Origin of the sequence: Pseudarthrobacter sp. SORGH_AS 212 (assembly GCF_030818145.1) — a bacterium.
GTDB lineage: Bacteria > Actinomycetota > Actinomycetes > Actinomycetales > Micrococcaceae > Arthrobacter.
On the sequence record NZ_JAUTAA010000001.1, the window covers coordinates 504,725 to 528,224 of the forward strand.

22 protein-coding genes and 2 riboswitches are annotated in these 23,500 nt (G+C 67.9%); of the genes, 7 read left to right on the forward strand and 15 right to left on the reverse strand.

All coding sequences use genetic code 11. From position 1 onward, the window contains the following. Positions 1-1,002 (reverse strand): DMT family transporter, encoded by a 1,002-nt coding sequence (locus tag QE394_RS02295; protein ID WP_056083547.1) that lies wholly within the window; start codon positions 1,000-1,002, stop codon positions 1-3. A 32-nt stretch (positions 1,003-1,034) separates the two neighbouring features. Here QE394_RS02295 and QE394_RS02300 point away from each other — a divergent pair, with 32 nt between their 5' ends. After that, complete coding sequence (locus QE394_RS02300; RefSeq protein WP_045730958.1) at positions 1,035-1,265, forward strand: RNA-binding S4 domain-containing protein; 231 nt, start codon at positions 1,035-1,037, stop codon at positions 1,263-1,265. A gap of 105 nt (positions 1,266-1,370) precedes the next feature. On the opposite strand, the gene QE394_RS02305 is transcribed toward QE394_RS02300, so the two are convergent. Beyond that, entirely contained in the window at positions 1,371-2,021 is a 651-nt protein-coding gene (locus QE394_RS02305; protein ID WP_056083550.1) for a phospholipase, read from the reverse strand. 78 nt (positions 2,022-2,099) lie between these two features. Between QE394_RS02305 and QE394_RS02310 the strand changes: the two genes are divergently transcribed. Next, the gene (locus tag QE394_RS02310; RefSeq protein ID WP_056083553.1) at positions 2,100-2,969 is read left to right on the forward strand and encodes an SGNH/GDSL hydrolase family protein; all 870 of its coding nucleotides are present in this window, start codon (positions 2,100-2,102) and stop codon (positions 2,967-2,969) included. Positions 2,970-3,100: 131 nt separating this feature from the next. After that, positions 3,101-3,688 (forward strand): hypothetical protein, encoded by a 588-nt coding sequence (locus QE394_RS02315; protein WP_056083556.1) that lies wholly within the window; start codon positions 3,101-3,103, stop codon positions 3,686-3,688. 142 nt (positions 3,689-3,830) lie between these two features. On the opposite strand, the gene QE394_RS02320 is transcribed toward QE394_RS02315, so the two are convergent. After that, a complete protein-coding gene (locus tag QE394_RS02320) occupies positions 3,831-4,946 on the reverse strand; it encodes a homoserine O-acetyltransferase (RefSeq protein WP_056083563.1) in 1,116 nt (371 codons plus the stop codon). Between the two features lie 12 nt (positions 4,947-4,958). Next, positions 4,959-5,073, reverse strand: a riboswitch (SAM riboswitch). Between the two features lie 147 nt (positions 5,074-5,220). After that, the gene (locus QE394_RS02325) at positions 5,221-6,543 is read right to left on the reverse strand and encodes a bifunctional o-acetylhomoserine/o-acetylserine sulfhydrylase (protein ID WP_349033625.1); all 1,323 of its coding nucleotides are present in this window, start codon (positions 6,541-6,543) and stop codon (positions 5,221-5,223) included. A 43-nt stretch (positions 6,544-6,586) separates the two neighbouring features. Beyond that, positions 6,587-6,702, reverse strand: a riboswitch (SAM riboswitch). 168 nt (positions 6,703-6,870) lie between these two features. Here QE394_RS02325 and QE394_RS02330 point away from each other — a divergent pair. Then, positions 6,871-7,503 (forward strand): VOC family protein, encoded by a 633-nt coding sequence (locus QE394_RS02330; RefSeq protein ID WP_139187678.1) that lies wholly within the window; start codon positions 6,871-6,873, stop codon positions 7,501-7,503. 143 nt (positions 7,504-7,646) lie between these two features. Here the strand turns inward: QE394_RS02330 and QE394_RS02335 are convergent, their stop codons facing one another. The 6 genes from QE394_RS02335 to tdh form a co-directional block, all read right to left on the reverse strand. Next, positions 7,647-8,429 carry a CPBP family intramembrane glutamic endopeptidase gene (locus tag QE394_RS02335; protein ID WP_349033626.1) on the reverse strand — a complete coding sequence of 261 codons (783 nt, stop codon included), beginning with the start codon at positions 8,427-8,429 and terminating at the stop codon, positions 7,647-7,649. A gap of 50 nt (positions 8,430-8,479) precedes the next feature. Further along, entirely contained in the window at positions 8,480-9,271 is a 792-nt protein-coding gene (locus QE394_RS02340) for a DeoR/GlpR family DNA-binding transcription regulator (RefSeq protein WP_056083574.1), read from the reverse strand. Between the two features lie 104 nt (positions 9,272-9,375). Then, a complete protein-coding gene (locus QE394_RS02345) occupies positions 9,376-10,587 on the reverse strand; it encodes an amidohydrolase family protein (RefSeq protein ID WP_349033627.1) in 1,212 nt (403 codons plus the stop codon). 11 nt (positions 10,588-10,598) lie between these two features. Then, positions 10,599-11,708: an FAD-dependent oxidoreductase gene (locus QE394_RS02350; protein ID WP_056083580.1), complete on the reverse strand. Its 1,110-nt coding sequence runs from the start codon at positions 11,706-11,708 to the stop codon at positions 10,599-10,601. A 54-nt stretch (positions 11,709-11,762) separates the two neighbouring features. Beyond that, positions 11,763-12,959, reverse strand: a complete 1,197-nt coding sequence (locus QE394_RS02355) for a glycine C-acetyltransferase (protein ID WP_349033628.1) — start codon at positions 12,957-12,959, stop codon at positions 11,763-11,765. Between the two features lie 8 nt (positions 12,960-12,967). Further along, positions 12,968-14,014, reverse strand: coding sequence for an L-threonine 3-dehydrogenase (gene tdh, locus QE394_RS02360; RefSeq protein ID WP_349033629.1), 1,047 nt, complete (start codon positions 14,012-14,014; stop codon positions 12,968-12,970). A gap of 132 nt (positions 14,015-14,146) precedes the next feature. Between tdh and QE394_RS02365 the strand changes: the two genes are divergently transcribed. Further along, a complete protein-coding gene (locus tag QE394_RS02365) occupies positions 14,147-15,058 on the forward strand; it encodes a LysR family transcriptional regulator (protein WP_349033630.1) in 912 nt (303 codons plus the stop codon). An 18-nt stretch (positions 15,059-15,076) separates the two neighbouring features. Here the strand turns inward: QE394_RS02365 and QE394_RS02370 are convergent, their stop codons facing one another. From QE394_RS02370 to QE394_RS02390, 5 genes are all read right to left on the reverse strand, one after another. Continuing rightward, the gene (locus tag QE394_RS02370) at positions 15,077-15,664 is read right to left on the reverse strand and encodes a DUF5666 domain-containing protein (protein ID WP_349033631.1); all 588 of its coding nucleotides are present in this window, start codon (positions 15,662-15,664) and stop codon (positions 15,077-15,079) included. A gap of 192 nt (positions 15,665-15,856) precedes the next feature. Then, positions 15,857-17,368, reverse strand: coding sequence for an Asp-tRNA(Asn)/Glu-tRNA(Gln) amidotransferase subunit GatB (gene gatB / locus QE394_RS02375; RefSeq protein ID WP_056083590.1), 1,512 nt, complete (start codon positions 17,366-17,368; stop codon positions 15,857-15,859). Then, positions 17,368-18,942 (reverse strand): Asp-tRNA(Asn)/Glu-tRNA(Gln) amidotransferase subunit GatA, encoded by a 1,575-nt coding sequence (gatA, locus tag QE394_RS02380; RefSeq protein ID WP_349033632.1) that lies wholly within the window; start codon positions 18,940-18,942, stop codon positions 17,368-17,370. Before gatA ends, gatB begins: the two co-directional genes overlap by 1 nt. A 3-nt stretch (positions 18,943-18,945) precedes the next feature. Further along, positions 18,946-19,242 carry an Asp-tRNA(Asn)/Glu-tRNA(Gln) amidotransferase subunit GatC gene (gene gatC, locus QE394_RS02385; RefSeq protein ID WP_056083596.1) on the reverse strand — a complete coding sequence of 99 codons (297 nt, stop codon included), beginning with the start codon at positions 19,240-19,242 and terminating at the stop codon, positions 18,946-18,948. Positions 19,243-19,390: 148 nt separating this feature from the next. Continuing rightward, complete coding sequence (locus QE394_RS02390) at positions 19,391-20,854, reverse strand: CitMHS family transporter (protein WP_056083598.1); 1,464 nt, start codon at positions 20,852-20,854, stop codon at positions 19,391-19,393. Between the two features lie 218 nt (positions 20,855-21,072). Here QE394_RS02390 and QE394_RS02395 point away from each other — a divergent pair, with 218 nt between their 5' ends. Both QE394_RS02395 and QE394_RS02400 read left to right on the forward strand, forming a co-directional pair. Further along, positions 21,073-22,818, forward strand: a complete 1,746-nt coding sequence (locus QE394_RS02395) for an ATP-binding protein (RefSeq protein ID WP_349033633.1) — start codon at positions 21,073-21,075, stop codon at positions 22,816-22,818. Beyond that, a complete protein-coding gene (locus QE394_RS02400; protein WP_056083601.1) occupies positions 22,794-23,456 on the forward strand; it encodes a response regulator in 663 nt (220 codons plus the stop codon). The genes QE394_RS02395 and QE394_RS02400 overlap by 25 nt, the downstream gene beginning before the upstream one ends. The last annotated feature ends 44 nt before the right edge of the window (positions 23,457-23,500 follow it).

The window sequence follows — 23,500 nt, forward strand, 5'->3', positions numbered from 1 at the left end:
CTAGCCTACCGGCCGCCGTCCACGGAGCGCGCCCCGCGGCCACGGCAGTGTTGCCAGGATGATGGCTGCCAGGGTCAGGATGGTGCCCAGGACGGTGGGAAGGGCCACCACGCTGCCCGGGGCCGGCACGAAGACGTCCAGGGCCAGCGAACCCATCAGCTGCCCCGCAATCATGCCCAGGCCGGTGACCAGGACGCCGAGCGTCCGGACCAGGAGGGCACCCAGGCCGATGAACACACAGCCCATGGGACCGCCCAGGTAGTACCACCACTCCGCCGGCAGCGGGTTTCCGGGGCCAGCCACCACCACTTTGATGCCCAGCACCGTCCAAAGGACCAGGCAGCCGGCGATGAAGTTGACCAGGGTGGCGGCAATCGGGGTGCCGTAGTGAACGGTTGCGGTGCCGTTCATCGCCTGCTGGAAACTCATCAGGAAGCCCGCCGCAACGGGCAGCAGGAGGGGCAACAGCAGGGCGGCAGCCCCGCCGTCGGATTCCGCACCGGAGCCGGATGTGGCGAATCGCGGGGACACGGCCCAGGCGACAGCGGCGATGGTGAGGATGCAGCCGACAATGCGGATGCCGGTGACGGATTTCTTGCCCGCGGGGCCCAGGCCCAGCCGGTCCACCAGCAGGCCGCTGACCGTCTGGCCCGTGACGGTGGCCACCGTAAAGAGCGCCACGCCCAGGATGCCGACAGTGAAGGTCTGGGCAAACACGAACAGTGCGCCGATTCCGCCGGCCAGGACATAGGCGGGCGGGAAAGCCCTGCTGCGGACGGCGGGAATGATCCGGGCAAGGCCGGCCCGGCCACGCGGCAGCAGCAGCGAGATGAGGATCATGACCAGCAGTCCTGTGCTGAAGCTCACCACCGCGGCGCTGATGCCGTCGTCCAGCCGGGCACCCAGGGCGCCGTTAATCCGGCCCTGGACGGGAATGGCAAGGCCTGCGCCCACCGCCAGCGGCAGGCCTGCAAGCACGGGCAGGCGGGAGGTGGAGGTCATTGGATCCACCTTACGTCAGGCATTATTGCTCTATGAGCATCCCCGTTGACGACGTCCCCATCCGCGACAGCATGATCCGGCTGGGCCAGCTGCTGAAGCTTGCCAACCTCGTGGAGGACGGCGTGGAAGCGGCCGAGCTGATCAAGAACGGGCTGGTGAAGGTCAACGGCGAGATCGACGACCGCCGCGGCCGGCAGCTCCACAACGGCGACACCGTCACCGTGAACGGCCAGACCGTGCGGGTGGTCGCGCCGGAGGCCTGACCACCCCCGGCACCCCGCCTGCTGCACCTTCCCCGCTGTGCCCTGCCTGCTGCCCCCTGCGGCAACCGGGCTTGGCGCCCGGGCCGCCGCCCGTCGTCGTTCGCCCTATTTCTTCAGGACCTCGTGGGTGAGGAATTCGCCAACGTGGCCGATCTCCTGCTGGTTGATGCCGTGCCACATTCCCGTGTAGAGCACCTTGGTGAGCTTGACGTGCTTGCGTACCCAGCCCATGGTGAAGTCGATCTTGTCCTCCGTGATCACCGGATCCTGCTGGTCCCTGCCCCAGAACATGGGCACGGTGCCGTCCAGTTGGGCATCCTTGAAGGTGGGGTCGTCACCGGCGTCCACCACGAATCCTGAAAGTCCGACGACGGCTGCGAAGTCCGCGGGCCGCTGCCGCAGGAGGGTGGTGGCCATGGCCATACCCATGGAGAAGCCGAGCAGGGAGACGGAGGGGTGCCCTTCCTTGATGGTGTCGATCCAGTCCAGGACGTACGCCGAGGCCTTCTTGACCCGTTCCAGCGAATAGTCGATCGAGGCCGTCAACGGGAACCAGGTAAAGCCCGGGCCCATGGCGATCGGGGCACGGACGGAGGCGACGGCGAACCCGCCGGGCAGGAGGTCCGCGAGGCTGAGCAGGTCCTGCTCGTTGGCGCCGTACCCGTGCAGGAGCACCAGCAGGGGTTTACCGTCCCGCTCGCCTTCAGGGTGCGACCACAGGACGACGGGGGCAGGAAATACTTCGGCTTCAGTCATGGTTTCCATTCTTACAGTTACCCGAAAGTAACAACCTACGTTCGCGTAGGCAGCGAGGCGGAAGGCAGGATAGGACCCGTGACTGACGCAAGCCCCCTCCAAAGCCCCATCACGGACACCGGATCCCACCCCTGGACCCGGTACGTGGCCATGGGCGACTCCTTCACCGAGGGCATCGGCGACCCCGAACCCTCAAGCCCCGGCGGCTACCGCGGCTGGGCGGACCGCGTGGCCGAAGAGCTGGGCCGTACACTGCCCGACTTCGCCTACGCCAACCTTGCCGTCCGCGGCCGGTTGCTCCAGCAGATCGTCGACCAGCAGCTCGCTCCCGCCCTGGAGCTCAAGCCCGACCTGGTGACGCTGTCCGCAGGCGGCAACGACCTGATCCGCCCCGGCGGAGACCCCGACGCCCTGGCCGAAAAGCTGGACTCCGTAGTGCAGATCCTGTCCATGGGCGGAGCCACGGTGGTGCTGTTCAACGGGCCGGACACCGGCTCTTCGGTGCTGGGCAGGATCCGCAGCAAGGTGGCCATCTACAACGAGAACCTGCGGACCGTCGCAGCGCGGCACGACGCCGTGATTGCGGACATGTGGTCCCTCCGGCAGCTCAGCGACCCCCAGATGTGGGACCAGGACCGCCTCCACTTCTCTCCGCTGGGCCACCACACCATTGCAGCCATGGTGCTCGAGTCCCTGAACGTGGATCATGGCCTGGAACCTCTCCTGCCCAAGGACCTGCCCCCTCGCACCTGGCGCCAGGCACGCAGCGGCGACCTCGTGTGGGCGCGCGAATATTTCGTGCCGTGGGTGCTGCGCCGCCTGCGCAACCAGTCGTCCGGCGACGGCGTCACTGCCAAGCGTCCGACGCCGGGCCCCGCCTTTGGGCCGGGCGTTCCCCTGGGTTCGGGGGAAGGTCCGCTGGGAACCGCCGACGCAGCGCGGCGCTGAGCTGTTCTGCTCTGCTCTGCTCTGCTCTGCTCTGCTCTGCTCTGCTCTGCGGCAGCTTGCTGGTGGCCGCCGGAACGGCATGCGGTCCGTGACCGTTAAGCTGGAAAGACCCACTCGAGAGGCGCAGCACCGTGAGTAACCTGTTTTTCTGGATCATCATCCTGTCATTCGTGATCCCGATGGCCATGCGCATGTACCGGAAATCGGTGGCCAAGCGGAACCATGACCAGAGCTTTTCCGGTCGGTACCCCGAGCAGTTCCCAGGCGCCGGCCAGTATCCCGGCAGCCAGGACCCGGGCGGCCAGTTCCCCGGTTCGGCCGGGCCGCAGAGCAGGCAGCCGCGTGATGGCTACACCCAGCAGGACTACTACTCGGGCGGGTTCCGTCAGATTGGGCAGCAGGCGCCGAACGTTCCGCAGCCCGGACCCTACCAGTACGGCCAGCCGCCGGTTCCCGGCCAGGCCGGGCAGCCCTTTGGACAGCCGCCGTACGGGGAGCAGCAGTTCAACCAGCCTCCCTACAACCAGCCACAGCCCGGCCAGCAGCAGCCCGGGTACTCCGCGCCGGAACAGCCGGCAGCGCCCGCCACTCCCCCGCCGCCGTCGGCTCCGCAGGGATTCCGGGCGCGGAAGCTCGCGGAACTGGACCAGAAGTACAGCGACGGCGAAATGTCCATGGAGGACTACATGGCCCGCCGCAGCGAAATCATGAACGGCTAGCCTGGGCCGCAGAAGCCCTTTGAGCGTCCCCCGGGCGTCATCAAGTCCCCCGGACCCATCAATCAGGGGCCTGTCCGCACAACCCGGTCCTTGAGGGTTCGGATCTGCGGACAAGCCTCTGATTCATGTGCAAGCCGTGCTGCTAGGCCAGGAAGTCCGACCGGAGCTGGGCGCCCAGCTGGCCGATTTCGGTCAGGAAGCCGTCGTGGCCGATGGGCGCCTGGATGAGGTGGACGCCAACGTCGCCGGGCAGGGCGTGGGCCAGCTCGTGCGACTGGGACGGGAAGTAGAGCCGGTCCGATTCCACGGCCGCCACGAAGAACCGGGCGCTGGTCCGGGCGAGGGTATCGGCCAGGCTTCCCCGGCCACGGCAGACGTCGTGGCTCATGAGCGCCTCGGTGAGGGCGATGTAGCTGTTCGCGTCGAAGCGCCGGACGAGCTTGTTGCCCTGGTGGTCCAGGTAGCTCTCCACCTGGTACCGGCCCCTGCCGGCAAGGACCCCGCCCTGCAGCGGCGACTCCGAAGCCTGGGCTTCACGGCCGAAGCGGTGCTCCAGCTCGGCCGCGGACCGGTACGTTATGTGGGCAATGCGGCGGGCGAGCGCCAGGCCGTCCTCGGGGCAGGGACCGCCGTAGTAGTCGCCGTCGTTGAAGTTCGGGTCCTGGCGGATGGCCAGGGTCTGGGCCTGGGCGAACGCGATCTGTTCGGCCGTGCTGGCTGCTCCCACTGCGATGACGGCGCAGCGCTTTACCCGTTCGGGGAACGTGACGGCCCATTCCAGGGCCCGGGCGCCTCCCATGGAACCGCCCAGCACCGCGTACCAGCTGCCGATGCCCAGCTGGTCCGCCAGGCGTGCTTCAGCTTCCGTGCTGTCCCGGAGCGTCACCAGGGGGAACCTGGAGCCCCAGGGCTTTCCGTCGGGGCCGGGCGAGGACGGCCCGGTGGAGCCGTAACAGCCGCCGACGATGTTGATGGAGACCACGAAGAAGCGGTCCGTATCGACGGGTGCGCCGGGCCCGGCCAGGTGCTCCCACCAGCCTTCCTCATCAGTGTCCCCGCGGGTCACGTGCGTGCTGCCGGTCAGGGCGTGCTCCACCAGGATGGCGTTGCTGCCATCCGCGTTCAGCGTCCCCCACGTTTCGTACGCCAGGGTGACGTCCGGCAGGTATCCGCCACCTTCGAGCTGCAGCCCGCCAATGGAGGCATAGCGGACAATTCCGTGTTCGGGTGCGGTTGTACGGGCGACGGTAACCGTCATGGCAAGACCTCTTCTACGCGCTTGCCCGCCGTCGTTTACCGGCAGGCCAGGTCTTCACCCGGGGCACCCCGCCGCGGAAGGAGGGTTGCCGGCCAGCAAGCCGGGGCTGTCACTGGCACTCATGACCTGGTTCGAGTGTACGAAACACCCCCCGCTGATGGCCAAGCATGTGACTGGTTGTGACTTGCCGGCCCGCGATGCTTTTCCCGGACGGCAGCCCCGCGGAGGGGAGGCCGGCCGCCTGGCCGGCCTCCCGCCGTCGTACGTCTTCGGCCTAGGCGAGCGCGCCCTTCGCGGCCCGGAAGCCCGCTTCAAGGTCTGCCAGGATGTCATCGATGTGTTCGATGCCCACGGACAGCCGCACCAGGCCGGGCGTCACGCCCGCTATTGCCTGCTGTTCCGGGGTCAGCTGGCTGTGGGTGGTGGAGGCCGGGTGGATCACCAGGGAACGGACATCGCCGATGTTGGCGACGTGGGAGTGCAGTTCCAGGGCGTCGACGAACCGCTGCCCCGCTTCGGCTCCCCCGGCAAGGTTGAAGGCGACGACGGCGCCCGTCCCCTTCGGCCCGTACTTGCGGCCGCGCCCGTACCACGGGCTGGACGGCAGGCCTGCATAGGCGACGGATTCGACGTCGTCCCGCCCTTCCAGCCAGCGGGCGACTTCGGTGGCATTGGCCACGTGGCGTTCCACGCGCAGGCTCAGCGTTTCCAGGCCCTGGGCGATCAGGAAGGCGTTGAACGGCGAGACCGCCGAGCCGAGGTCCCGCAGGAGCTGGACGCGCGCCTTGAGGATGTAGGACAGGTTTGCACCGAGGAGCCCGTTCTCCCCGAGGTCCCGGCCGTAGACCAGGCCGTTGTAGGTGGGATCCGGGGTGTTGAAGCCCGGGAACCGTTCCGGGTCCTTGCTGAAGTCGAACTTGCCCGAGTCGACGATGACGCCGGCGATTGCCGCTCCGTGCCCGCCGAGGTACTTCGTGGCCGAGTGGACCACGATGTCGGCCCCCCATTCCAGGGGACGGATCAGGTAGGGCGTGGAGAGGGTGTTGTCCACAATGAGGGGCACGCCGGCCTGGTGTGCCACCGCGGAGATGCCTTCGATGTCCAGGACGTCCTGGCGCGGGTTGGAGACCACCTCGCCGAAGAACAGCTTGGTGTTGGGCTGCACGGCGTCCCGCCACTGGTCCAGGTTGTCCGGGTCCGCCACGAACGTCACGGTGATACCGAACTTCTTCAGCGTGTGGGCGAACAGGTTGTAGGTTCCGCCGTACAGGCTGGGGCTGGCCACGATGTGGTCGCCCGCCTCGGCGACGTTCAGGATGGCGAAGGTCTCCGCGGCCTGGCCGGAGCTGAGCAGCAGGGCGCCGAGTCCCCCTTCGAGGCTGGCGATCCGCTGCTCCACGGCCTCCTGGGTGGGGTTGCCGATGCGGGTGTAGATGGGGGCCAGTTCCGCCAGGGCGAACCGGTTGGCCGCGCTTTCGGCGCTGGGGAACACAAACGAGGTGGTCTGGTAGATAGGCAGTGCCCGGGCGCCGGTGGCGCCGTCGGGCTCCTGGCCGGCATGGATCTGGCGGGTTTCGAAGGACCATCCGTTGGACATTCAAGGCTCCTTTGACGTGGGCCCGGCATGCTGTGAGCACCACGGGCCGCGCTTGCCGCCCGGCCGTTGCCGGACAACCAGGTCCTCACCCGGGGCACCCCACCGCGGATGGAGGGTTGCCGGCCAGCGAGCCGGGGCTTGGCGCTGGCACTCATGACCTGCGCCCAGTGTAGGAACACCTTGGCGGCGGCGGACAGGATTGTGACGAACATGGTCTCCGCGACCGCCTGCAGGACGGAAAACTGACACCCAAGAAAATGAAAATTTCGAGTAAGGCAAGCCTAAGCTGAGAGCCCGATCACAAAGTGCCAAGATGTTGGCATGCGCATGGATCACGTCTCTTACGCCTGTGAACACGATGGCCTCGCGGCCACGACCGAACGAATTGCATCTGCCCTCGGCGTTGAGGCAGTGAAAGGCGGGGTACATCCCCGGTTCGGGACCCGGAATATGATCATCCCGCTCGCGGGCCACAAGTACCTCGAAGTGGTGGAGGTCCTGGACCACCCCGCGTCGGACAAGGCCCCCTTCGGACAGGCCGTACGGGCCCGTTCAGCAGCGGGCGGCGGCTGGATGGGCTGGTGCGTCGAAGTGGACGACCTCGCCCCGTTCGAAGAGCGCCTCGGGCGCTCGGCCGTCAACGGCAACCGCAAGTTCCCGGACGGCCGGGAACTGGTGTGGAAGCAGATCGGCATCCTCGGGCTCATCGCCGATCCCCAGGTTCCGTACATGCTCAAGTGGGAGGGCGACCCCTCACTGCACCCTTCCAACGCCTATGACAGCAGCCTCAAGATGAGCTGCCTGACCATCGCCGGTTCCGCTTCGCGGGTCACCGAATGGCTGGGCGAGCCGGTGGAGAAGCCGCTGGAGGACGTGGCTGTCGAATGGGTGGCCCCGCACGGCACCCCCGGCATCCTGTCCGTCACCTTCGAAACCGCCAATGGAGCAGTCACCCTCTGACCCTCCACCTGTGGTCCGGTTTCACACCGGACCACAGACGCGGGCGCCTGCCCGCGCCAGCTTCGGCCGCCATGGGGTGGTGACAACGGCGTCACCACCCCATGGCGGCCGAATCCATTTCCCGGCCTGCCGGCCTGCCTGGCCTATCCCAGGCCGACGGCCTTTCCGAAGAGGCTGAAGCCCACGAACGCCACGATGTCCAGCAGCGCGTGCGCGATGACCAGCGGCGTCACGCGTTTGGTCCGGGTGTAGATCCAGGCAAAGACAATGCCCATCACCACGTTCCCGATGAAGGGACCGAAGCCCTGGTACAGGTGGTAGCTGCCGCGCAGCACCGAACTGACGGCAATCGACAGCGGCACGCTCCACCCGAACCTGCCGAAGCGGTCCAGGAGGTAGCCCACCACGATGACTTCCTCCACGATGCCGTGCCGGATGGCGGAGAGGATCAGCACCGGCACGGTCCACCAGTAGGCGTCCAGGGCGCTGGGGATGATGGCGGTGGTGATCCCCAGGGCACGGCCCGCAGCGTAAAGGCCCAACGACGGGATGCCGATGAGTGCGGCCAGCCCCACCCCCTGCAGCAGGTCCTTGCCCGGACGGGCGAAAGTGAAGCCCAGTCTCGTGAAAGCTGACCCAGACTGCGGTCCGAGGTCCCCGGAGGACGCCTGCCGGGAGCCCGTGAGGAAGTACAGCACCAGCAGGACCGGGACGAGGGCGAAGATGATGTCCAGGAGCTGATAGGTCAGGTCGAAGTATTCGCGGGTGCTCTGGGACCGGTTGAGCGTCGAGGTTCCCTCGGCCAGCGGCGCCCGGGTCATCTTGTCCAGGAGCTGCACTACCGAGTACACGGCGGACTGCCCCAGGGACAGGCCCAGGACAATCCAGACTTCGAACGCCAGGCGGCGGCGGGAGGGAACCAGCATGTACCCATCTTGCCCGCAGTTTCTGGGCCGGGGCTGATGGCCCCGCCGTGTCAGGGCACGGGGGCGACGATGACCTCGGTGCCCTTGGCCTCGAAGGCGGCCTTGTCCCGCGGCGAGATGCCGGCGTCCGTGATCAGCCGTGTGAAGTCATAACCGTCCATGGTGGCGAAAGCACGCACCCCCACCTTGGAGGAATCGGCAATGACATAGGACACCCGTGCCCGGCTGGCAAGGAGTGCGTTGACCGATGCCTCACCCTCCCCCGTGTTGGTGGGACCCACCTCGGGGTCGATGCCATTCACGCCGATGAAAGCGATGTCCAGGACCACCTTTTGCATGATGATGTCCGTATACGGGCCTACCAGCTCGTAGGACCGCGGGTTGAGGATGCCCCCGGTCACCATCACCTTGATGTTGGGCCGCACCGCCAGTTGCCCGGCGATGTTGATGGCATTGGTAACAACCGTCAGCGTTGACTGGTTGGAGGGGGCGTTCAGGTCCTCACGGGTGGCCAGGATCTGGGCCAGTGCCGTGCTGGTGGTTCCGCCGCACAGGCCGATGACGGCACCGGGCCGGATAAGGGCGGACGCCGCCCGGGCGATCTGCTCCTTCGCCTCGGCATGGTCGTCCCGGTTGTAGCGGCCGGGCAAATCGTAGGCGAGGGCCCCGGTGGTGGCACCGCCGCGGGTGCGGGTCAGCAGCCGCCGCTTGGCCAGGCTGTCCAGGTCCCGGCGCGCTGTGGCGGGCGAAACCCCGAGGGTGTTAACAATCTCGTCCACTTCCACCTGGCCGGCCCTGGCAAGCAAGTCGAGGATGGCGGTCAGGCGGTCAGTGCGGGTCATGCGGGCCTCTCAGTACAACGGCCACCACTCCGGATGACGTTTCATGATCATAACAGACCTCAAACAATCATCTAACGTCAAAATGTGGAGGGCGGGTCCGCTGTTTACCGTTCCCGGACACCAGCCCGCCACACAGCGTACGTCAACGGCATGCCCGGGCGGTAGGCGAGGTGGGTGGCGGACGGTGCGTTCAGCAGGTGCAGGTCGGCCCGGTGTCCGACGGCGATGGAACCGACGGCACGTTGGCCGTCGGCATCGGTGCCGCGTTCCTTGTGCAGCGCCAGCGCGCCGCCATAGGTGGCCGCACGGACCGCCTCGTGCACGCTGAGCCGCATCTGCAGTACGGCCGTGGCCACGCAGTACGCCATCGAACTGGTGTAGGAAGTACCCGGATTGCAGTTGGAGGCGAGGGCCACCTGGATGCCCGCATCCAGGAGGGCACGGGCCGGGGCCAGCGGCTGGCGGGTGGACAGGTCGCACGCCGGCAGGCAGGTGGCCACAGTCCCGCGCACCCCCGACCCGGACGCCGGGTCCCAGCCGAACCAGGTTCCGGCCAGGGCGTCAATGTCGGCGCCCGCGAGGTAGTTGACGTGGTCCACGCTGGCGGCTGCCATGTCCACTGCCAGCCGGACGCCCGGACCCTCGCCCAGCTGGTTGCCGTGCACCCGCAGCCCCAGCCCGGCATCCCTGCAGGCCTGCAGGACGCGGCGGGACTGGTCCTCGGTGAAGGCGCCCTTCTCGCAGAAGACGTCCGCCCACTGCACATACGGCCTGACCGCCGAGAGCATCGGCCCGCACACCAGGTCCGTATACGCGTCAGCGTCCTGGCCGGCGGGAACCAGATGGGCACCAAGGTACGTGGCCTGGTCCGCGGCGGTGGAGGCAATCCGGGCGCTGCGCGCCTCCTGCTCCACGTCGAGGCCGTAGCCGGTCTTTGTCTCCAGGTACGTGGTGCCCTGCGAAACGGCCTCGGCCACCCTGCCCAGGGCCAGCCGCGTGAGATCGAAGTCGGAGGTGGCCCGGGTAGCGTCCACTGTCACCGCGATCCCGCCGGCCGAGTACGATTCCCCGGCCATCCGCGCCTCGAATTCCGCTGTCCGGTCACCCGCGAACAACAGGTGCGTGTGGGAGTCCACCCAGCCGGGCAGCAGCGCGCGCCGCCCCGCGTCGACGGCGTCGTCAGCAGCGGGAGCGTTGGCCGCCGGCCCGATCCAGGCGATGCGTTCGCCCTCAATCACCACCGCCGCATCCTTCAGGACCCGGTGCTCCAGGTCCTGGGTCATCAACTCGGCGATATTGGTGATCAGGATGCTCATGCTTTTATTCTTCAGCGCCGGATGGACCAGCGCGTGGCCGCGAGCGCCTGCGCTGTCCGGGATTCCGGACTCGGGCCTGCCGGGCTGCCCTGCATGCTGCCCAGGATCTGGCCGGCGGCCAATTCGGCAATGGCGGCCGACGTCTGGAAGCCGTAGCCGCCCTGCCCCGCCAGCCAGTAGAAGCCAGGCGCCTCCGCGTCGAATCCTGCTACGGGAACGCCGTCGGCCGCCTCGGTACGGAGCCCTGTCCAAGCCTTGCGGACACCCGTAATACCCAGGGTGGTTACCGCGTTCAGCAGGTCCACCAGCCGGTCCACGTCCCCTGGCCGGGGCCGGGCGTCTTCCGGCCCACTGGGCACGTGTTCGGACGGGGAGATGAGGACGCCGTCACCTTCGCGCCGGAAGTAGAAGGAATTGTCCGCTGCCGCCACCATGGGGCTGCCCTCCGGGAGGGGGCGTTCGACGGCGGCAATCGCCGCAGTGCGCCGGTACGGCTGGAGTCCGAGCTTCTCCACCCCGCTGATAACGGCCAGTTCATCGGCCCAGGCTCCCGCCGCGTTCACCAGCACCCCGGCTTCGAAACCCTCGGCACCGGCACCCACCTGCCAGCCCGAGCCGAGGTGCTGGGCGGAATGCACCCTTGCTCCGGTGATGATGTCCGCGCCGGCCTCTACGGCCCGCCTGCGGTGATCCTCCAGCAGCAGCGGCGCATTGCTGCCAAAGGATCCTTTGTCCAGCCCCGCCGCGGCAAAGGATCCGGGGACCAGCGCCGGGCACAGCTGCAGCGCTTCGGCGTGGGAGATGGGCTGCATGGAGCCGCTGGCCTCCGCCGTCACCTCTTCCTCAGTGCCGATGAGCATGAAGCTGCGCGGGGTCAGGACGGGCTCGGGGAGTTCGGCATCGCGGGCGGCCATCAGCTCCAGGGTCCGGGCGGTCAGCTCCTGCACCACCGGCGGACCATAGCTGGGGATGAGCTGGCGGGCGGAGCGGGAGGACGTGTGGTACGCCAGTTCCTGCTCCGCCTCCACCAGGGCCACGGTACAGTTCCCGGCCAGCGCCGAAGCGAGGGACAGGCCCGCAATGCCGCCGCCGACGATCAGGACATCGTAATGAGCTGCCATGCCATCATCCTTGCAGAGATCTCGCCGTCCGGTGCCCGGAAGATGCAGGCGCCCTCAGGCGGCTGTCTCCGCGCGGCTGGCGACGAACGCACCGACGCACGTTTCGACGTCGTCCGCCGAATGTGCGGCCGAGAGCTGGACCCTGATCCGCGCGGCGCCGCGCGGCACCACCGGGAAGCTGAAGGCGGTGACGAAGACGCCGTGCTGCAGCATCCGGTCGGCCACCTTGGCGGCCACGACGGCGTCGCCGAACATGACCGGGACAATGGCGTGCTCGCCCGGCAGGAGGTCGAAGCCTTCCTCGGTCATCCGGCGGCGGAAGAGCGCTGCGTTCTCGAAGAGCCGGCTCCGGAGGTCCGCCGAGTTCTCCACCAGGTCCAGTGCCTTGATGGTGGCGGCGACGATGGCCGGTGCAAGGGAGTTGGAGAACAGGTAGGGGCGGGCCTTCTGCCGGAGCATGGCCACGATTTCGGAACGGCCGGAAACGTAGCCGCCGGACGCGCCGCCCAACGCCTTGCCGAACGTACCGGTGTAGATGTCCACCCGGTGGGAGACGCCGGCGTGCTCAGGGGTTCCGGCGCCGGCGCCGCCCATGAAGCCCACGGCATGGGAATCGTCCACCATCACCAGCGCACCGTACTTTTCGGCGAGGTCGCAGATGGCTTCCAGCGGGGCGAGGAAGCCGTCCATGGAGAACACGCCGTCGGTGACGATGATGCGGCGGCGGGCGTCGGAGGCCTCCTGCAGCCGCGCCTCAAGTTCGGCCATGTCCTGGTTGGCGTACCGGTAGCGGCGCGCCTTGCAGAGGCGGATGCCGTCGATGATGGATGCGTGGTTCAGGGCGTCGGAGATGATGGCGTCCTCGGGGCCGAAGAGCGATTCGAACACCCCGCCATTGGCGTCGAAGCAGCTGGAGAACAGGATGGTGTCCTCGGTGCCCAGAAACCGCGAGACCCGGGATTCGAGCTCGAGGTGCAGGTCCTGGGTGCCGCAGATGAAGCGCACGCTTGCCATGCCGAAGCCGCGTTCATCCATGGCCTGCTTGGCGGCGCCGATGATGTCCGGGTGGTCCGCCAGGCCGAGGTAGTTGTTGGCGCAGAAGTTCAGGACGTCGGCGCCGGGGGCGCCGATCCTGCCTGCGGTGATGTGGCTGGACTGGGGCGAGCTGATGCTGCGCTCATTCTTGAAAAGCCCGGCGGTGCGGATGTCTTCCAGTTCGTCGCGGAGCTGGTCCTTGATGGAGGTGTACATGGGGTTCCTTAGAGTCGGGTCCAGTCGAGGACAACTTTGCCGCCGCTGCCGCTGCGGGCGATCTCGAAGCCCTTCTCCCAGTCTGTGGCAGGGAGGGCGTCCGTGACCACGGCGGAGATGCCGGCGTGCAGGGCGGGGTTGGAGGAGAGCATGGCGCTCATGGCATACCAGGTCTCGTACATCTCCCGGCCGTAGATACCCTTGAGCGTGAGCATGTGGGTGACCACCTTGCCCCAGTCGATGGTGATGTCCTGGCTGGGCAGGCCCAGCATGGCGATCCGGCCGCCGTGGTTCATGTTGTCGATCATTTCGGGCAGGGCCGAAGGGTGGCCGGACATTTCCATGCCGATGTCGAACCCCTCGCGCATTCCCAGTTGATGCTGGGCGTCCCGGACGCGGGTGGCGGAGACGTCGATGGTGAGGTCCGCACCCAGCTTGGCGGCAAGTTCCAGGCGGGGCCCGGAGACGTCGGTGATGGCAATCTTGCGGGCTCCGGCGTGGCGGGCGACGGCGATGGCCATCAGGCCGATGGGCCCGGCACCGGTGATGAGGACGTCCTCGCCCACCAGCGGAAAGCTCAACGCGGTGTGCACGGCGTTGCCGAAGGGGTCGAAGATGGCGCCAAGTTCCGGGGTGACCGAGGGATCGTGGTGGACCCAGACGTTTGTTTCGGGTATGACGACGTACTCAGCGAAGGCGCCGTCCCGCTGCACGCCGACGCTCACGGTGTGGATGCACATCTGGCGGCGGCCGGCCCGGCAGTTCCGGCAGATGCCGCAGACGATGTGCCCCTCGCCGGAGACCCTGTCCCCCACCCTGACGTCGCGGACGTCAGCGCCCACCTCCACCACTTCACCGTAGAACTCGTGCCCGGCGATAAGCGGGGCCTCAATCATGCCCTGTGCCCAGGCGTCCCAGGACTGGATGTGGAGATCGGTCCCGCAGATCCCTGTGGTCATCACCCGGATCTTCACGTCGGCCGGGCCGGCTTCGGGTTCCGGGCGGTCAACCAGTTCGAAGCCGGCCTGCGGACCCGCCTTGTACAGAGCCTTCATCGGCTTCCTCGCTTCTTCCTCACGTGCTCGGCAGGATCCTGCCTTTCCCCATTACAGCGCCGGCAAAGCTTTAGCACAATGGGAATCTTCTCAATCGACGATGTAGCAATAACTAATGCGTAAACTGATCGAATGGAGATCCACCAGCTTGAAATCCTGCGCGAACTCGGAGCCCTCGGCAGCGTCAAGGCAGTGGCCGATACCCTCATGGTCACCCCCTCCGCTGTTTCCCAGCACTTGGCCCTCCTGCAGCGGTCCGTGGATGTTCCGCTCACGCGCAAGGAGGGGCGGAACCTGGTGCTGACGGACGCAGGCCAGGTGCTCGCGGACGCCGGGGCCGCCGTCGTCAGCGCCATGGCGGACGCCCGGGCGGCGATCGGCAGCTACCACGGCTCGAGCGGCGGCCGCGTCACCGTCAGCGGCTTCCACAGCGCCGGCCAGGCCGTGTTCGCCACTTTGGCCCGGATCCTGGAGGGCCCGGGGCAACCCCGGCTCGAGCTGTCCGATGAGGACGTGGCGCAGCAGGACTTTCCCGCGCTCACCGCCCGGTATGACCTCGTGCTGGCCCACCGGATGGACCACAGTCCGGGCTGGCCAACGGAACGGGTGACGGTGGTGCCGCTGCTGCACGAACCCCTGGACGTGGCCCTGCCCGCCGCGCATCCGCTCGCCGGGAAGGCAGCGGTCACAGCGGACGACGTCGGAGGCGAGGCCTGGGTGACCAGCCACGCCGGATACTCCCCCGCCGACGTCCTGTCCGCCGTCGCGGCCGTGTCCAGCCGGGAACCGACCATCGTGCACCGCATCAACGACTACTCCACCGTCGCCGCACTGGTGGCAGCCGGCGGCGTGATCGGGCTGCTCCCCCGGTACACCGCCGGCCCCGTCCTGCACCCGGACATCGTGCTGCGGCCGCTGGAGGGAATCAGCACCCGGCGGCGGATAGATCTGCTGGCGCGCCCGGAAAACCTGAAGCGCCGATCGGTGATGACGGTCTGCGAGGCGCTGCAGGACATCATGGCAGGGCTGGTGAAGCAGAGCTGACAGCTGCAGGGGCGCGGATCAGGCGCCGGAGCCTGATGGGTTTGCCTGGCCCTGCCCGTGCGCCTTGCCGTTTCCATTTCCGTTCCCATTCCCACCGTGTCCGTGCCCGTGGCCGTGGCCGCGGCCCGGACCCGGGTGGTCTCCGCCGCCCCCGGTGATCCGCTGGGCGGTTGCGGTGTCCCCGTCCCGGACGCCCGCAACCCGGACCACGTCACCGGTGGCGATGTCCGCGATGGTGCCGTTCCTGGTGACCCTGGTGTCCGCGTTGACCGTGTAGGCCTGGGTGAAGCCGTCCCCGCTCCTGACGGTGATCGACGTGCTGCTGACGGCCTCCACCGTGCCGCGCTGCCCAAGCACTGTCTGGAAGGTCCCGTCCGCCTTTTTTACGACGCTCTCGCCGTGCTGGAACTGGGGGCGCTGGGACGCGTCCGGTGTGGCTCCGCGGCCTTCGTGGCCCGGCGTTGACGGTGAGGCGGACGGGGAAGGAGACGGCGTGGCTGAGGGCGGCCCTGCGGACCAGGCCAGCGCTGCGCCGGCCCCGCTGAGCGCCACCCCAACGGCCCCCGCCAGGAGTGCCTTCCGAGTCCTCAGGGTCTTCGGTCCCATGTCCGCCACTTCCTTCAGCCGGCCTGCCGACCGGCAGGCCCCGACGGCTCCAGTGTAGGACCGTGGCGCGACAGTGGGTACGGGTATTTTCCAACGGCCCCGAGTGGGTCCTTAAAGCCCAACTGGGTCGCAGTAGATGTCGTTCTGACGGTTCAAAACGACATTAACTGCGACCCAGTTGGGGGGTGGGAGCTACTGCGCGGTGACGCCCAGTTTCTCCAGGATGAGCTCGCGGACACGGCCGGCGTCGGCCTGGCCGCGGGTGGCCTTCATGACGCCGCCAACGATCGCGCCGATGGCCTGTACCTTGCCGCCGCGGATCTTGTCCGCGACGTCGGGCTGCGCGGCGAGTGCAGCGTCGATGGCTTCCAGGAGGGGTCCGTCGTCGGACACGACGGCGAGGCCGCGCTTCTCGACGATCTCCGCCGGGGTGCCTTCACCGGCGAGGACGCCGTCCAGCACCTGGGCTGCCATCTTGTTGTTGATCTTGCCGGCTTCCACCATCTGCGCGAGCTCCACGATGGTGGCGGGCTGGACGCCGAGCTGGCCGGGGTCGACGTCGGCTGCCTTGGCGCGGCCCACGATCTCACCCATCCACCATTTGCGGGCCACAGAGGCGCTGGCACCGGCGGCGATGGTCTCCTCGATCTCGTCCAGGACCCCGGCGTTCACCACGTCGCGGAATTCGAGGTCCGAGTAGCCCCAGTCGGCCTTCAGTCGCTTGCGGCGCTCGGCCGGCGGCTCGGGCAGGGTGGCGCGCAGCTCCTCCACCCATTCGCGGGAGGCCACCATGGGAACCAGGTCCGGCTCGGGGAAGTAGCGGTAGTCGTCAGCGTCGGACTTGGCACGGCCGGAGGTGGTGGTGCGCGTGTCCTCGTGCCAGTGGCGGGTCTCCTGGATGACCGGTTCGCCCGAGTCCAGGACGGCTGCGTGGCGCTGGATCTCGTAGCGGACGGCGTGTTCGACGGCGCGCAGCGAGTTCACGTTCTTGGTTTCGGAGCGGATGCCGAACCGTTCGCGGCCGTGCGGGCGGAGCGAGACGTTGGCGTCGCAGCGGACGTTGCCGCGTTCCATCTTGGCGTCGGAGACCCCGAGGTTCTTGACGATCTCGCGGACGGCCGCCACATAGGCCTTGGCCAGTTCCGGCGCACGGGATCCGGCGCCCTCGATCGGCTTGGTGACGATTTCCACCAGCGGAACACCGGCACGGTTGTAGTCCACCAGGGAGAAGTCGGCGCCCTGGATCCTGCCGGTGGCGCCGCCCATGTGGGTCAGCTTGCCGGCGTCCTCTTCCATGTGGGCGCGTTCGATTTCCACGCGGAACACGGTGCCGTCCTCGAGTTCGACGTCAAGGTACCCGTCGTAGGCGATGGGCTCGTCGTACTGCGAGGTCTGGAAGTTCTTGGGGGTGTCCGGGTAGAAGTACTGCTTCCTGGCGAAGCGGCAGGTCTCGGCGATCTTGCAGTTCAGCGCCAGGCCGATCTTGATCGACGATTCGATGGCCGTCTTGTTGACCACCGGCAGGACGCCGGGCATGCCCAGGTCCACCTCGTTGACGTTGGTGTTGGGCTCATCGCCGAAGACATTGGGCGCGGAGGAGAACATCTTGGTCTTGGTGTTGAGTTCAACGTGGACCTCAAACCCCAGGACGGGATCGTACTTCTCCATGGCTTCTTCGAAGCTCAGGATGGTGTCGGTGCTCATTATTTAGCCTCCTGGGTTTCGAGGGTGCCGGACGTGGCGAGTTCGGGGGCCTGCGCGAGCAGCGGTCCGCCCCACTTTTCCTCTAGCAGAGCTTCCAGCACGGCGCCCACGCGGTAAAGCCGGGCGTCTTCCCGTGCGGGGGCGAGCAACTGGATACCGACGGGCAGCCCGTCCTCGTCCGCGAGGCCGCCCGGGAGGGACAGGCCGGGGACGCCGGCGAGGTTGGCCGGGATGGTGGCGACGTCGTTGAGGTACATGGCCAGCGGATCGTCCAGCTTTTCACCGAGCCGGAAGGCGGTGGTGGGTGCCGTGGGCGAGATGAGGACATCGGCCTTGGCGAAGGCGGCGTCGAAGTCGCGCTGCACGAGGGTGCGGACTTTCTGCGCAGAGCCGTAGTACGCGTCGTAGTAGCCCGCAGACAGGGCGTAGGTGCCCAGTATGATGCGGCGCTTCACTTCGTCGCCGAAGCCTGCGGCGCGGGTGGCACCCATGACGCGTTCGATCGTCATGGGCCCCTCTTCGGGGAGCACGCGCAGGCCGTAGCGGACGCCGTCGAACTTGGCCAGGTTGGAGGAGGCCTCGGACGGCATGATCAGGTAGTAGGCACCGAGCGCGTACTGGAAGTTGGGGCAGGAGACCTCGACGATTTCCGCGCCGGCTTCCTTGAGCATCTCCAGGGATTCGTTGAAGCGGTTTTCGACGCCGGCCTGGTAGCCCTCGCCGTGCAGCTCCTTGATGATGCCGATCCGCAGGCCTTCGACGTTGCCGGTCTTGGCGGCGGCGACGAGGTCGGCCAGCGGCTCGGGCAGCGAGGTGGAGTCGCGGGGATCATGGCCGCCGATGACCTGATGCAGGAGTGCGGAGTCCAGCACGGTCCGGGTGACCGGCCCGATCTGGTCCAGCGAGGAGGCCATGGCGATGGCGCCGTAGCGGGAGACGCTGCCGTAGGTGGGCTTGACGCCCACGGTTCCGGTGACGGCTCCGGGCTGGCGGATGGACCCGCCGGTGTCGGTGCCCAGGGCCAGCGGGGCTTCGAAGGCGGCGACGGCGGCCGCGGAACCGCCGCCGGAGCCGCCGGGGATCCGGTCCAGGTCCCAGGGGTTGCGGGTGGGTCCGTAGGCCGAGTGCTCGGTGGAGGACCCCATGGCGAACTCGTCAAGGTTGGTCTTGCCCAGGATGGGCATCTTCGCGGCACGCAGCCGTTCCACGACGGTGGCGTCGTAGGGGCTGTGCCAGCCCTCAAGGATTTTCGAGCCGGCCGTGGTGGGCTGGCCGACCGTGACGATCAGGTCCTTGACGGCAATGGGGACGCCGGCCAGGTAGTGCAGCGCCTCGGCTTCCGCACCGCCGGCGGCGCGGATGGCGTCAACTTCGGCGGCGACGGCGAGCGCTTCCTCCGCGTTGACGTGCAGGAAGGCGTTGACGCCGCGTTCCCCGCCGTCCACTGTGGCGATCCGGTCCAGGTGGGCCTGGGTGGCTTCGACGGCGGTGACCTCACCGGCGCGGAGCTTCTCGGCGAGAGCTGCTGCGGACAGGCGGATCAGGCCCGCGGCAGTGGTGTTCTGTTCAGTCATGGTTTATGCCTCATCCAGGATTGCCGGGACCTTGAATCGGTTGTCGTCCGAGTCCGGAGCCCCGGACAGTGCCTGCTTGGCGCTGAACGTGTGCCCCACTACGTCCTCGCGGAAGACGTTGGTCAGTGGAATGGGGTGCGAGGTGGCCGGGACGTCGTCTCCGGCGGCTTCACTGACGGACTTGACCGAATCAACGATGACGGCGAGTTCTCCGGCCATCCTGTCCAGCTCTTGGGCACTCATCTCGATGTGAGCGAGCCGCGCGAGGTGCGCAACATCGTCACGGTTGATCGCAGCCATGGATCTCCCCTGCAAAGTTCGGATTGGTTTCCGATCCATTCTAGTGGGGAAACGCAGATGCCCGTCTGACGGCCCCCAGCGGGCGTCAGACGGGCACCGTTCGCTGCCGTTGGCCGGCCCCGGAGGGCCAGCCGCAGGCAGCAACAGACTAACCGATCCCGATGGCTCCGGTCAGCATGCCGATTCCCAGCATGACCAGGGACACCACGGCGGCGCGCCACAGGACCTTCTTGTGGTGGTCACCGAGGTCCACCTTGGCGAGGGACACCAGCAGCAGGATGGCCGGGACCAGCGGGCTCTGCATGTGGAACGGCTGGCCGGTGATGGAGGCCCGGGCCATCTCGGCGGCGCCGATGCCGTAGTGCGCGGCTGTCTCGCTCAGGACCGGCAGGACGCCGAAGTAGAAGGCGTCGTTGCTCATGAAGAACGTCATGGGGATGCTGAGCAGGCCGGTGATGACTGCCATGAGCGGGCCCATGCTGGACGGGATGATCTGGACGAGCCAGGCGGACATGGCTTCCACCATGCCGGTGCCGGTTAGCACGCCGGTGAGGACGGACGCTGCCATGACCATGCTGACCACGGCCACGATCGAGGAGGAGTGTGCCACGAGCTGGGCGCCCTGGTCCTTGACCTTCGGGAAGTTGACCAGCAGGGCAATGGCGGAGCCCACCATGAAGACGTAGGGCAGCGGCACGAGGTCGGCGATCAGCATGGCCATGACGGCCACGGTCAGGCCCAGGTTGAACCAGAACAGCTTGGGGCGCAGCGTGCTGCGGTTGGGGTCCAGTGCGGTGTCCGCCATGGCGGCGTCGTGGTCGTCCACGGGCGTCTCGGTGCGTTCGAGCACGGCCACGGAACCGCCTGCGGGGGCTGCTCCGCCGGGGGTGTTGCCGTTGTGCCCACGGCCTGCGCCGGAACCGGCGGCCGGGCCGGCGGGAGCACCGCCGTCGAACTCTGCTGCGGTATCGGGCACGCCCCAGATTTCGGGTTGGGTGCTGCGGAGGCGGTTGCGCTCCTGCAGGCCAAGGATCCAGGCGAAGACGAGGACCACAACGATGCCGCCGATCAGCGACGGAATCATGGGCACGAAGACATCGTTGACGTCGATCTTCAGTGCGGTGGCGGCGCGGGCCGTGGGACCGCCCCAGGGGACGATGTTCATGGTGCCGTTGGCGAGGCCGGCGACGCAGGTGAGGACCACGGGGCTCATCTTCAGGCGCAGGTAGATCGGCAGCATGGCCGCGGTGGTGAGGATGAAGGTGGTGGAACCGTCACCGTCCAGGGAGACAGCGGCAGCGAGCAGGGCGGTGCCCAGGACCACCTTGGCGGGGTCGTTGCCCAGTTTGCGGAGGATGAACTTCACCAGCGGGTCGAACAGTCCGACGTCGATCATCAGGCCGAAGTAGATGATGGCGAACATCAGCAGGGCTGCGGTGGACGTCATGGACTTCATCGAGTCCAGGACCATGTCTCCGATGCCCAGGCCGGCACCTGCGAAAAGGCCAAAAACGGTGGGGACGATGATCAGCGCCAGCACTGGCGTCAACTTCTTCGTCATGATCAGCACCATGAACACCGCGATCATGGCGAATCCAAGTATTACCAGCACAGCCGGCTCCTTCTTGTGAACGGCACCACAGCGTTGTGATGCGTGCTACAGACTGTAGGGTGGCGGACGTCACGGCCGTGCCTTTGGCTCAATTGATTGGCATACTGCTTATTGGGAGCATTTTGCTCATTGTGCTCACGCGGTATCCGCACTGACGACGCCGCGCAGATGACGCCGTACCCAGGAAGCCGTCCGGCCCATGCCAGTCAAGGAGGATCATGCAGCGCTCCGTGCCGCGCCCGCCGCTGCGGTTCTCCACCCAGACGCTCCTGTTGCAGCTGGGCGTAGTGCTTTTGGTGGTTCTGCTCAGCGCCGCCGTCCATACCTGGCTCACCTATGACCGGGTGGGCAGCGAAGCGGAAAACCAGGCCCTGACGCTGGCACGCACAGTCGCGTCGGACCCCGAGGTGCGTGCCGACGTGCTGGCCATCAGCGGTGAAGAAGGGACTCCCCCGGCGTCTGAGCTGGCGTCCGGTCCCCTGCAGGTTTCCGCCGAAGCGGCGCGCACCCGGACCGGGGCGTTGTTCGTGGTGATCACCGACGAAGAGGGCATCCGCCTGGCCCACCCGGACCCCCAGCGGCTCGGCGAAAAAGTCAGCACCGATCCGTCCGAGGCACTGTCGGGGCAGGAAGTCACCACCCGCAACACCGGAACGCTGGGAGCATCGGCGGGAGCGAAGGTCCCGGTCTATGCCGCGGACAACTCCACCGTGGTGGGCGAGGTCAGCGTCGGCTACTCGATGGAGACGGTGGCCCAGAGCGTGGCCCGGGACATCGGCCCCGTGGCGCTGACCGCTGCCGGCGCCCTGCTGGCCGGCATCCTGGGCTCGTTCCTGCTGCGCCGCCGGCTGCAGCGGCTGACGCTGGGGCTGGAACCGGAAGAGATCAGCACGCTGGTCCACGACCAGGTGGCAGTGCTCCAGGGCGTGGACGACGGCGTCATCGGCGTCTCCGCCGACGGCCGCGTGAGCGTCTTCAACGCCGCGGCGCAACGCATGCTCGGGCTGCCGGACCTGGCCGGCACACGCTGGGAGGACGCCCCGGTGCCGGACCAGCTGACCGCCCTGACCAGCCCGGACCGGCCGGCCGCCGATGCTGTGGAGCTGGTGGCCGGCGGACGGGTGCTGGTGGCCAATGCCCGCAAGGCACTGCACGGGCGCGAGGACCTGGGCTGGGTGGTGATGCTCAGGGACCGTACCGAACTGCAGGAACTTACCCGGCAGCTGGACGCCGTGGGCACCATGTCCACCGCGCTCCGCGCCCAGCGCCACGAATTCGCCAACCAGCTCCACACGCTGGCGGGGTTCATGAGCATCGGAGAGCACCGGCAGGCACGCGACTACCTCGCCACCCTGGCCGCCACCGGGCCGCTGAAGTTCCCCGTGGAGCAGGCCGAGCTGCTCCAGGACCCCTACCTGCAGGCCTTCGTGGGGGCCAAGGGCGTGGAGGCCGACGAGCGGGGGGTGTCCCTGCGGATCGGTCCGGAAACCCTGGTCCGGGGCCAGGTGACCGAGGCGCAGGACGTCACCACCGTGCTGGGCAACCTGATCGACAATGCGGTTAACGCGGCTGTGGCCGGTGCCGCAGCGGACAAATGGGTGGAGCTTGAGGTGCTGGACGAGCCGGGCGACGACGGCGGCACGCTGCACGTCGTGGTCGCCGACTCGGGTGATGGGCTGGCCGCGGGAACGGACACGGAGGCGGTGTTCGCTGAAGGGTTCACCACCGCCACGGGCGCGCTGAACAGGAACAACCGTAACGGCGGCGGGCAGGGCTTCGGGCTGGCCCTCGCCCGGCAACTGGCGCGCCGCCGGGGCGGGGACGTCACAGTGCTGGACCGCGGCAGCAGCGGCGGGCCCGGCGCGGTGTTCATGGCGACCCTGCCGCATACCACCGCGGGCACTGCCGCCCAGACTTCCGATGAGGGGAAAGGACCACAATGGCTGACGATTTCCGGGTGCTGATCGTGGACGACGACTTCCACGTCGCCAAACTGCACGCCGCCTACGTTGACTCGGTGGCCGGGTTCCTGGCGCTGGCCCCTGTGGGGACGGCATCACTGGCATTGCAGGCCATCCACAGCCTCCGGCCGGACCTGGTGCTGCTGGACGTCTACCTGCCCGACGCTTCGGGGCTGGACCTGCTGCAGCAGCTGGACGTGGACACCGTGATGCTCAGCGCTGCGTCAGACACCGCATCCGTCCGGGTGGCATTCCGCCGCGGCGCCCTGGGTTACCTGCTGAAGCCGTTCACGGCAGATGCGTTGTCACAGCAGCTCCGGTCCTACGCCAGGTACCGGCGGCTCCTGTCCCAGCCCGGGGCCCTGGACCAGGAGTCCCTGGAACGGGCCAAGAGATCCCTCATTCCCGGGGACGTCACGCCGTCGGCCAAACCACGCTCCGCCACCGAGGCTGCGGTGCTGGATTCGCTGGAACCGGGCCAGCAGTACTCCGCCGCGGAGGTCGCGGCGCGGGTGGGCGTTTCACGGGCCACGGCGCAACGGTATCTGTCATCGCTGGCGGACGATGGCGCCGTCGACATCCAGCTCCGGTACGGGACCACCGGCAGGCCGGAGCACCGCTACGGCCTGCCAGTGGCCTAGCTGGACCGGGAAACACTTGCCGCCGGTCCGGCAACAAAGGCAGC